Genomic DNA, 9,177 nt, shown 5'->3' with positions numbered 1-9,177 from the left:
GGGCGAACCATCCATCCCCTGGAAAGCCCCAGCACATCGCAGTTTGTTGAGGGGACGAATACCGATCTTTAAACAGTGCTGGGTATTTTTCACACAATTTTTTATCGAGATCCGGACTCATTTTTCTCTCCATTTACCCGTCATTTGAAATTGCCGAAAAAGATCGAGATGAAGGTGATCCAAACGCAACCTTGGCTGAACCAAAAAAATCCTGGAAAGCCCCATCTCATCGGCTTCAATGGCTAAAAACATCTCATTAATTTGGACCATTTTTAATACTCGGATGGCAACAATAAAACTTTGTCACACAAGTAGAGACCCCATCGTCCAGGTGGGCAGTCGGTAAATGGGATGTGCCTTTTGTAGAGTTGGCGATCGTTGCCGTCCGTGACTTTGAGTTCGCCCTTTCCATCAAGCACATCGAGAGTGATTGAAAGGAATGGTTCTGTTTTTTGCAGCCGGAAAATTTCGAAAGCGATGATATCCAAGAGCCAGAAAACGCCGGCTGCTTCGGCCATGTGCATGACGCCGTCGGTCATCAACATGCTTCGGACCAGAGAATGGCGATGCCATTCCTGTGTGCCGGTGAAGTTGGCTAGTTCTGCGCGTAGTTGCGCCGAGTCAATTTTTTGTTTTGGCATTTGAAGCTCCGCTTATTTGTCTTGCTGAAAGACAAGCACCTGAGTGCAGGCCCGTTTGATGGGCGGCGGAGCTGTGTTGGGTGATGCTAAAGGGGGAGTTCCGCGGCCTTTTTTATAGGAGCGGACGTATGGTGCAGAGGCGGAAGGATTTGATGGAGTTCGTCATGAAGTTGAAAGCTTAACGACTTTCGTTGAGGTTTACAATAGCTTCGGAAATTTAAAAAATGGTAGCCGATTTTTGTGATTAATTATGGTCACAAATCACCTTCATCAATCATTTCAAATGGCATGGACATTCATTTTTTCCCGCAGGTAGTTTAGTTGCAGAGCAATCACGTCTTTCGTGGTCATGACACCGGCCCGCTGAAGAGCAAAAAGAAGAAATTCATTTTCATCCATTTCGACTTCATCACCTGACAGACGCGTAATAACCTCAGCCAAGTCATCATAAGGGGACCGTTTGTAAGTTACACCACTTTGTTTTGCAAGGTCGGCAATGTAGTCACCAACATTTCTTATCGGATAAATCATCGCCCCTCCATCAATCACCTAACTAGCTTTTATTTTATACTGTGCAAGTGCAGATTTCACTCATCAAACTCGATTTGTCATCGTTATAACGCCACTGTTAAAGCAATCACGAAAATCGGATGCCCTAAAAAAGGAATGTCCGGGTGCTGATCATTGGCTACTTGAAACGCCAAGGTCTGCTGGCTGACCTCATTCTGATGCTTCACGACTCGGTGGCCGGAAGTTCGCAACGTTAATTTTCGGCTATCAATCTAGCGTTGGGCCTCACCTTCCAGCAAGCCAAACGTCCGATTTATCCAAAACCTAGCAGCCTGTCGGACTTAACAATGAATAACTTCTGATTAAAAAACATACACTTACAATAATTGTAATATCCACAGGACTCGCAAAGCAATGCTTTAGGCATATTTATGCGAGATTTAAGCCAAAAATACGCTCTAAAAGAATTTTCAACGTCCGCCAAGTTTTACAAAACAACCATTAAATCATTAGCTTGCTTATGGCATACATGAAACTCTTAAGTCCGACAGTCTGCTAGTTGGGAATGTATGAGTCCTTGCGACTAACCAACTTGCCAAATTAAACCTAGTAGGTTAGAGTGAGTCTATGGAGAAACAAACCCCGCATTGCAAACTGTCAGTTATAAAAGCCTTGATCGCGGCTGGCAAGGTACGCACCACCCAAGCGGCGCGAGCCGGGGCGAATGAATTGGGGTTTGATTTCTCCGACGTGCTGGCCGTGGTAGTGGCGCTCACGCCAGCGGACTTTCACAAGAGTATGACCACGCACGCCGATCACACGGTCTGGCAAGACGTGTATCGCCCACGCACGCAGGCGGGCGACGTGTATCTGAAGCTAACGGTCATTGATGACATGTTGCTGCCTTCTTTATTCCAAGAAGAGAATGCAGTGGATTTCGCAGGGCGCAACACGTCGTTTCTTTCCATGGATACAAGACTTTGCGTTTCCACTGACTTGCTGATTGTGTCCTTCAAGGAGTTATAAGTATGAAATGTCCTGTTTGCGGCGCGGCGGAACTGATCCACGACACCCGAGATATTCCCTACACCTACAAAGGTGAAACCACCATCATTGCGGCGGTGACAGGGGACTTTTGCCCTGCCTGCACAGAGTCGGTTTTGATCGCGGCAGAATCGGATCGCGTCATGCGCGAAATGCGTGCCTTCTCCAAGCAAGTAAATGCAGCGATTGTTGATCCTGGCTTTATCGCCAACGTGCGCAAGAAACTCGCGCTTGATCAGCGCGAAGCTGCAGAAATCTTTGGCGGCGGCATCAATGCCTTTTCGCGCTACGAGAATGGCAAAACCAAACCGCCGTTGGCTCTGGTGAAGCTACTCAAGGTGCTGGATCGTCACCCCGACTTACTCAATGAGGTCAGAGCCGCCTAATACAGGCAGCTCCAACCAATAGCATTCCCGGCAACTGTAGTCAGAACTCAATGGGTGCTCCCTTCCATGAATCATCTCGCGGCCGGGCGCGAGCAAGCGCTTCAGTCACCTCGCACCATCCATCACAAGCATTGCGCCCAGGGCGGCGACGCCAAATATTCAGGAGCCCCTTGCACTTCGCGTAGAAGCGAAAAAACAGCAGTACATTTTCGCGCTCACGCATGCTGGGAGAGTGTTCGCAGCAAATCAGCTTGTCGTCGGTCATTCCACGATCGGCCATCATCACCGCTCCCCATGCTTTGATCCGAATGCGCGTGCCAAGCGGCAACCTGGGACCAAGTACCAGAGCATCAAGCAGATCGCCATCGAGCCCCAAGAAATTTGGCACGGAACCGTAGTTGTACAGACACGGCAACGGAGAAATGAAATCGACTTGGCCATTGGATCCGCGCTTGAGAAAACTGCCTCGTGGAATCTCAATCACCACTTCGACCTCCACAGGTTCTGGCGCTGTCAATTTAAACTCTCGCCTCATCGTGCCCATCTGTGTTGGCCACCAGGCGAGGCAATTCACTCTTCCCAATCAGGATATTGGTCTGGCTTTACTCCTGTTTCGAGAACCAACCTTGGATACTCGATACCTTGGCATGGCTCTTGGTCACGTTTTCTTGATTTTGTGATTTTGAAAAGCCAGTTGTCTCCAAAATCAAAAAAGTAATACAAGCTCTTCTTGTCGGGAAGTGGATACAGATCTTCTATAGCTGTACTGAAAACTTCACCATTTTCATCATCAAAACGAACCCGATTGCCACTTCGTGCGGTTCGTGAGATGTAGAATTCATACATGTGATCATTGTCAAAATTGACTGCTTTTTGAATGGCAAGATGAAGTTCATCCAGCGTTGAAGAGGAATCAATCTCAATCATTCCTTCCCATGGGCCGTTTGCATAACTGCCGGACAGCAGTGTTACTTTGAGAGTTAAGATCATTGTGTGCCTTGTTTTCAATTCATGGAAATCATTCGCCAGACCGGTCGGTCTGGACTGTCTGAAAATATCAGAACTTGCCGACGAACAATAGTGCCTTGATTCCTAAGGGGTGCAGAGAGATTAGATAGAGATGGCCGCAAGCAAGCATTCCTGGGAGTTCGCACCCCGTTTTCGTAAAGGCGCATTCGGCTGGCGCTCAGATCCGGCCATAGCCCGCATCAAAGAGGCACTCTCGGAAATCAAGGCGGTGGCTCGGAAAGATGCGATTCTCGGCGCTGAGGGCGCGGTGTTGTTCCTGCAAAAACTCTCGCCATCTCCAGAACATCGACAGTTCATCCGGCGCCATCGGATCTGCCGTCAATCGGGCCATCGATGTTCTCGTACCAATCATCGCCAACGCTCCGACCGACATACCTACCCGCCGCAAATGGCTGGAACAGCTTTATCAGGCTCATGCCGAAGAGGAAGTCCCGTATATCGAGATCCTCGGGGACTATTGGGGCGAGCTTCGTGCTTCGCCAGAACTCGCGGCGGAGTGGGCCGATTGCCTGGCAGAAACCGTCGGCGCCAACTGGAATAGCACCCGTGAGAACCACGGTTTCTTCCACGGAACGACCATGTGCCTGTCGGCTCTGGTCACCGCTGGGCGGCACGATCAATTGTTCGCCTTGCTGGAGAAGGCCCCCTACCTTTCTTGGTCGTATCGCCAATGGGGCGTTAAAGCATTTGCCGCGATGGGAAAGAATGCCGATGCATTGCGATATGCGGAGGCATCACAGGGGCTAAATGTGCCATTCGAGCACATCGCAGAAACCTGCGAAGCCATTCTCCTGCCGTCTGGTCAGACAGACGAGGCTTATCAGCGCTATGCGTTCGCCGCCAATCAATCCGGCACCTACCTGGCTACATTTCGAGCAATCTGTCGGAAATATCCAGGCAAGAAAGCGGAAGCCATTCTGAATGACCTGGTGGCCAGCACACCGGGCGAAGAAGGCAAGTGGTTTGCCGCAGCCAAGGGAGCGAAGCTGTACGACTTGGCATTAAAACTAGCGCAGAAATCACCTGTTGATCACCGCACCCTGATCCGCACCGCTGAGGAGTTCGCCGAAACGGAGCCGTTTTTCGCCTTGAACAGCGGACTATCTGCGCTTTACTGGCGCTTTACTGGATCTGTGCCGGCCGTGGTTACGAAGTAACACCGGGTGAAGTCATGAAGGCCTACAACTTGATGCTCAAAGCCGCCGAGATCGCCCAATGCAGGGATATCGCTTTAAAGAAGCTGCGAATCATGATTGAGGGATTCCCCCAAGAGCGGTTTGTGAGGGGGGCGCTTGCGCGTGCGGAGGAACTGTGGAGAATTGATCCAAGTGTTTGAAGGGTGGGATGCCTTTGAAATGACTTGAATTATTTGACCACTGGCGGTAGCCGGCCCAATCCTGTCAGCGGGTCTTAGAGTACCACCGGCAGCACCCTAAGCCGTCTCATGTCGCATTAGCGCCTACGATCCAACCAGCAAATCAACGAATACTCCGTTATGGTCGGTTAGTTTATGGCTATCAGTAAAGTTGTTCCAAGCACCAGACTGCTGTTCCTTAAAGCACCCCATAGTCACACAGATATGGTCAACGTTGTGCCTGTAGTCCTCAGTCTCGTCCCACGCAGTGAGTTCGCCTTTTTTCCCAAAGTCATCCTCCGTTAGACAGCTGAGGTTATTTTTCTCCAACGCTGTAGTTAGGAGGGTTTTTCCTTTAGGAGAGAAATAGGTTCCCTTCTTACTACCATCTCGTACCTGGTTAAAGTCACCAGCAACAACGAATGGCAAGTCCGAGTATAGATTGCGAATCCGATTCCAGTCGCCTCCTTGGCGCTCATCCGGAAATGGGACGGGTAATCGCTTCCAGTCGCCGCCTTGGCGCTCAATTTCTCTGTCATGCAAAGACTAAGGCGCTCCAGTCTCATCGGGCCAACGATCGTTTCGCCAAGTCAGAATGGTTCCATAGACCAGAAGGCTCCCGAACGGTGCCTTGATCATGGCGCAAGTAGCCGTTTCGTCATCGTAAGTGCCGAGGGCACACTCAATCGGCCATTTTGACCAGATTGCGGAACTGTTTCGTTCTTTTTTCGAGTTCTTAAATGGCCGGTATGGGAGCGAACTTACGCCTTCGTATCCCAAGTGGGAAAGATCCGCACCCGGGCTTGTTTCGGTCAAAACAACGATGTGAGCGGAGATCTCCGCCAACTTCTTCATTTGTTCTGGAAAATGGTTGCCATGTTTCGGGTGATCAAGGTTCCAAGTCGCAATTCGAAATTTAACGCTCATGTTGTTATTCACCGCCAGATTTCACTGAAAAATTGGTTTATCGGCATTGTGAATCCACTCGCTTGGGCGTGTCCGCCACCACCATAGTGCTTGGCGATCTCGCTGACATCAAATGGTGCCACGCTTCGCAAGCTACAAATAACGTCATCCCCTTTGATGAAAAACGTCAGGCTGAAAGTTCCGGAGCGCCTTGCAATCTCATGGCCGACTTCTGAAGTGTTGTTGATGACATTGGCGGCGAGACCTTGGTGCCCCGCTAATGTTACTGAGCGTAGGTCACGATTCATTGCTCCGTCGACCTGGCACCGTTGGTAGTCGAGGATAACGCGGCCACTTGCAATGATCGCTTCTGGCGTGACCCTCTGCCATACTTCAAATGTTGTGGGCTGGATGCTAAGTCCTGCACAAAACGCTTTTGTGTCCGGTAAATCGAACCGCCACAGATCGCGGTCGCCGATATGATCAATGAGAATGGGGCGGGAGACGCTGGGGTGAAAGTGATCCCAACTCATCTGGGCGCCCGAGCGGTTCATGTCGAACGTAATTTCAGCATTCAAGGGGGGCACGACTCCTTGCCATTGCTCTGCAGCCGACTTGTGATGGTCGAGCAAGGTGACCTGCGTGGCGATTTGCGACATGGCCAAAATGGTATCAGGACTGAAACTGAAATCAAGGATGAAGACCTGTCGTCCAATCAGCGGTTCTAGAGGAACAGAGTCGCCATATTGAATCGGTCGGTATTCGGCGTTGTCACCTAAATACACCCAAGCGGCGTAGGCGGCACCGAAACCATCGTAGCAGTTGGCGTGATACAGAATGATTGGGGATAGGGACTTAGTCATGGCCAAAGATGAACAGCGGACGCTCAATAGTAGGGTTTCAGTACTGTCAGTGGTCGGTATTGTCTGGCTGCTTCCACCATCTTTAGTACTGTCGGTGTCCGGAGTTGGACAGACTCAAACAAATCATAGCGCAACAACATGAATGTAGATTGCATGTTGCATTGCCCTATATAAAGTCAGCCTCGGTAATCGGATACTCACGTTACAGCCTGCACACTCGCGCTGCCACCGAATTTTATTGCCCGCTATTTGCGCACCAGTTCGTTGCAGGCCGCGACCCTGGACGTATTGGCGACGCCCGTATGCGTATAGCACATGTCCATGCGGTTCTTGCCGACCAGTCGGAACGACATCTGACCATCCATATCGGCCAGAACGCCCGATTTCAAATCGGCGGCAAAGGCGCCAACGACAGGCTCCTTGTGGCTGGCGGTGGTGAACATCCCCGAAAAATTCCGCCCTTCCTGCCGATCGATGGTGAGCGTGAATTCAACGCGCCTGAAACGAATTTCGTTTTCGTTTCCTTCGGGGTGATGTTGCCCTGCACCGATGACCGCGCTATTGGACAGCCCAACCCAACTGCCGAGCACATTGGGAACCGCTTTGGCGGCATGGACGGCGAAGGGGGCCAGGCCCAGGAAGAGCACCAACGTGAATTTTTTTAGCATTCCTTCATTCTCCGCAGAAAATCAATAGAAAGAAAAGACTGACGCTGTCCGGTCCGGTCAACCCGTCACCACCAGCGCTACATCTTAACGCTGAAAAGGGAACGCTTGTCAGGCCGATTCATGGACGCGTCGATTCGTCGAACAGGTAGCACCGTCAGTCAGCGTAGTTGTAGGTCGCGCTCTTCACAATCCCCGCGTCCAATTCAACCCTGCATGCATGCCGCCCAAAACTTCTTACCTCGGCCAGGTACGCCAACTTCGTTCCTACGTTCAGCTTTCGCGGCCCGAGACCATTTTCTTCCGCCAACTTCAGTAGCTGGTCGGTGGTCATGCCGGGTTTGATCTGATTGCAAACATCCGTCATTCGTTCTTCTCCTGTCGCCATCGAGTAGGCGAAATAGGCGACGTAAAGTACGAATGCGGCGCCTACGAGTCGAACAATCCATTTCCGCAACGCAAGCAGCCTAAGATATCCGGTCATTTCGATTTTACCGAGCGAGCCATCTGCGCAGTCACAATCACCGGGTTGGCCAAGAGTTCTTTCAGCGATCCATTGTGCAGCCAGATGAATCCGCAAAGCCAGTACAGGCAGGAGGATGCGTAGAAGTTCGCTTCCCGCATGACCAAGGCTTCTGGTTTTACGGCATACCAATACAGCCAGTAGCCCCCATCAACGGTGAAATAGTAGAAGAATAGCCCGAGGAGCATCTTCTTCCAGTGGAGAGACTTGAAGGCCTGTACCGCCCAAGGTGCCGTCATTCGTCTCCTCCCTTAAGGAAGGAGCTTGTGTAAAAGACCTGAGAGGAGACAAAAGCCCAGCATCTCGACTTACCCCGGCATTAATGCCAGGGCTTGCGTCTCGTCTCGGGTCAGGTAGGTTAGGATCGCCATGATGAAGCTGATGGGGTAATCCCAGTCGGGCGCATCGTAGTAATCTGCTCCAACCAGCAACAACCCCAACCCGATGGCAAGGGTCAGTCGTATCTTTTGTCTAAAATTAATCAACAAAAGACGACTTGCATTTAAACAGCCGATACAACTGCTCTTTGCTGCTAAAAATAAGGCATTTTAAATGCGAGTCACCAATTTCCACGGTCTAAGGTATTCGCCGATCAACGGGCCAAGCATCAATTCTCATCCTTACTTGCAACATGATCCACCAACTCGATGGCCCGTACCAACGAAGCCTTGCTCTGACTTCCGATAAATCGATCGGCCTGGTTGAAACATTGGCGGATGGAATTTCCCTCATCCTGATTTGGGCAGCGCATTTCCTGGATAAGCCGCATCAGGGTCAACTGAGCGGTTTCGAACTGGCGCATGATCGGAACGTTGTTTTGCAGATACGCCAGCACAAAAGCAATATTAAAAACACCCATCACCGAATACATGTAATCCAACATAGCCGGTTGCGTCAAAACCATTTCCAGATGCAAGTGGGAGCCGAGCATGAGATCCGAGTGAATGGGCTGGGGAACCAGTCGCGAGACAGGTCGGGAAACACGATTGCATCGTTTGCGCATGGTTATTCGTCTTCTCCCTTATTTGGATTCAACCCGCCTCATGGAGGAGGCGAATGAAGAGATACGTCAAATGCTGCACTGCACCAAGAGGACGATTATAGTACGATTTTCAGGCTGGTACGCAACGTCATAATATTCTTCTGGGAGTGCAGAACCCTGTAGCAGAGTTGATTGATGGCAGTAAGACAGGAAAACTCTTTTGTCTCCGATAACTAAATTTGAAGACAGACGCTTTAAATTCCAATTAAGACAA

At 50.5% G+C, this 9,177-nt stretch carries 16 protein-coding genes; 4 read left to right on the top strand and 12 right to left on the bottom strand.

Annotated features, from left to right (window positions below):
• Window positions 1–272: 272 nt before the first annotated feature.
• Both ACOYNV_RS23375 and ACOYNV_RS23370 read right to left on the bottom strand, forming a co-directional pair.
• The gene (locus ACOYNV_RS23375) at window positions 273–641 is read right to left on the bottom strand and encodes a DUF6876 family protein (protein ID WP_422902216.1); all 369 of its coding nucleotides are present in this window, start codon (window positions 639–641) and stop codon (window positions 273–275) included.
• Window positions 642–920: 279 nt separating this feature from the next.
• Window positions 921–1,172 carry a hypothetical protein gene (locus ACOYNV_RS23370; RefSeq protein ID WP_422902215.1) on the bottom strand — a complete coding sequence of 84 codons (252 nt, stop codon included), beginning with the start codon at window positions 1,170–1,172 and terminating at the stop codon, window positions 921–923.
• Window positions 1,173–1,778: 606 nt separating this feature from the next.
• Here ACOYNV_RS23370 and ACOYNV_RS23365 point away from each other — a divergent pair.
• Window positions 1,779–2,177, top strand: coding sequence for a type II toxin-antitoxin system MqsR family toxin (locus ACOYNV_RS23365; RefSeq protein WP_422902214.1), 399 nt, complete (start codon window positions 1,779–1,781; stop codon window positions 2,175–2,177).
• 2 nt (window positions 2,178–2,179) lie between these two features.
• Entirely contained in the window at window positions 2,180–2,581 is a 402-nt protein-coding gene (locus tag ACOYNV_RS23360) for a type II toxin-antitoxin system MqsA family antitoxin (RefSeq protein WP_422902213.1), read from the top strand.
• A gap of 40 nt (window positions 2,582–2,621) precedes the next feature.
• Here ACOYNV_RS23360 and ACOYNV_RS23355 read toward each other — a convergent pair whose 3' ends face one another.
• Both ACOYNV_RS23355 and ACOYNV_RS23350 read right to left on the bottom strand, forming a co-directional pair.
• Window positions 2,622–3,068 carry an inorganic diphosphatase gene (locus ACOYNV_RS23355; protein WP_422902212.1) on the bottom strand — a complete coding sequence of 149 codons (447 nt, stop codon included), beginning with the start codon at window positions 3,066–3,068 and terminating at the stop codon, window positions 2,622–2,624.
• Window positions 3,069–3,151: 83 nt separating this feature from the next.
• On the bottom strand, window positions 3,152–3,571 hold the full coding sequence (locus tag ACOYNV_RS23350) for an IS1096 element passenger TnpR family protein (protein ID WP_422902211.1): 420 nt from the start codon (window positions 3,569–3,571) through the stop codon (window positions 3,152–3,154).
• A gap of 260 nt (window positions 3,572–3,831) precedes the next feature.
• Here ACOYNV_RS23350 and ACOYNV_RS23345 point away from each other — a divergent pair, with 260 nt between their 5' ends.
• Window positions 3,832–4,767: a hypothetical protein gene (locus tag ACOYNV_RS23345; RefSeq protein WP_422902210.1), complete on the top strand. Its 936-nt coding sequence runs from the start codon at window positions 3,832–3,834 to the stop codon at window positions 4,765–4,767.
• 14 nt (window positions 4,768–4,781) lie between these two features.
• On the top strand, window positions 4,782–4,946 hold the full coding sequence (locus ACOYNV_RS23340; RefSeq protein WP_422902209.1) for a hypothetical protein: 165 nt from the start codon (window positions 4,782–4,784) through the stop codon (window positions 4,944–4,946).
• A 123-nt stretch (window positions 4,947–5,069) separates the two neighbouring features.
• Here the strand turns inward: ACOYNV_RS23340 and ACOYNV_RS23335 are convergent, their stop codons facing one another.
• The 8 genes from ACOYNV_RS23335 to ACOYNV_RS23300 all read right to left on the bottom strand — a co-directional run bounded on the left by ACOYNV_RS23335 (window position 5,070) and on the right by ACOYNV_RS23300 (window position 8,852).
• On the bottom strand, window positions 5,070–5,507 hold the full coding sequence (locus ACOYNV_RS23335; RefSeq protein ID WP_422902208.1) for a hypothetical protein: 438 nt from the start codon (window positions 5,505–5,507) through the stop codon (window positions 5,070–5,072).
• A gap of 3 nt (window positions 5,508–5,510) precedes the next feature.
• Window positions 5,511–5,891 (bottom strand): endonuclease/exonuclease/phosphatase family protein, encoded by a 381-nt coding sequence (locus ACOYNV_RS23330; protein ID WP_422902207.1) that lies wholly within the window; start codon window positions 5,889–5,891, stop codon window positions 5,511–5,513.
• A gap of 8 nt (window positions 5,892–5,899) precedes the next feature.
• Window positions 5,900–6,733 carry a DHHA1 domain-containing protein gene (locus ACOYNV_RS23325; RefSeq protein WP_422902206.1) on the bottom strand — a complete coding sequence of 278 codons (834 nt, stop codon included), beginning with the start codon at window positions 6,731–6,733 and terminating at the stop codon, window positions 5,900–5,902.
• Window positions 6,734–6,978: 245 nt separating this feature from the next.
• Window positions 6,979–7,401 (bottom strand): hypothetical protein, encoded by a 423-nt coding sequence (locus ACOYNV_RS23320; protein ID WP_422902205.1) that lies wholly within the window; start codon window positions 7,399–7,401, stop codon window positions 6,979–6,981.
• Between the two features lie 154 nt (window positions 7,402–7,555).
• The gene (locus ACOYNV_RS23315) at window positions 7,556–7,882 is read right to left on the bottom strand and encodes a hypothetical protein (RefSeq protein ID WP_422902204.1); all 327 of its coding nucleotides are present in this window, start codon (window positions 7,880–7,882) and stop codon (window positions 7,556–7,558) included.
• Window positions 7,879–8,160 carry a hypothetical protein gene (locus tag ACOYNV_RS23310; RefSeq protein WP_422902203.1) on the bottom strand — a complete coding sequence of 94 codons (282 nt, stop codon included), beginning with the start codon at window positions 8,158–8,160 and terminating at the stop codon, window positions 7,879–7,881. The genes ACOYNV_RS23315 and ACOYNV_RS23310 overlap by 4 nt, the downstream gene beginning before the upstream one ends.
• Window positions 8,161–8,229: 69 nt before the next feature.
• Window positions 8,230–8,406, bottom strand: coding sequence for a hypothetical protein (locus ACOYNV_RS23305; protein ID WP_422902202.1), 177 nt, complete (start codon window positions 8,404–8,406; stop codon window positions 8,230–8,232).
• A 122-nt stretch (window positions 8,407–8,528) separates the two neighbouring features.
• Window positions 8,529–8,852 (bottom strand): hypothetical protein, encoded by a 324-nt coding sequence (locus tag ACOYNV_RS23300; protein ID WP_422902201.1) that lies wholly within the window; start codon window positions 8,850–8,852, stop codon window positions 8,529–8,531.
• Window positions 8,853–9,177 lie beyond the last annotated feature (325 nt).

Source organism: Propionivibrio sp. (assembly GCF_049316945.1).
GTDB lineage: Bacteria > Pseudomonadota > Gammaproteobacteria > Burkholderiales > Rhodocyclaceae > Propionivibrio.
Note: the sequence above shows the minus strand (reverse complement) of the source record. Positions and strands in the feature narration are given on the sequence as shown.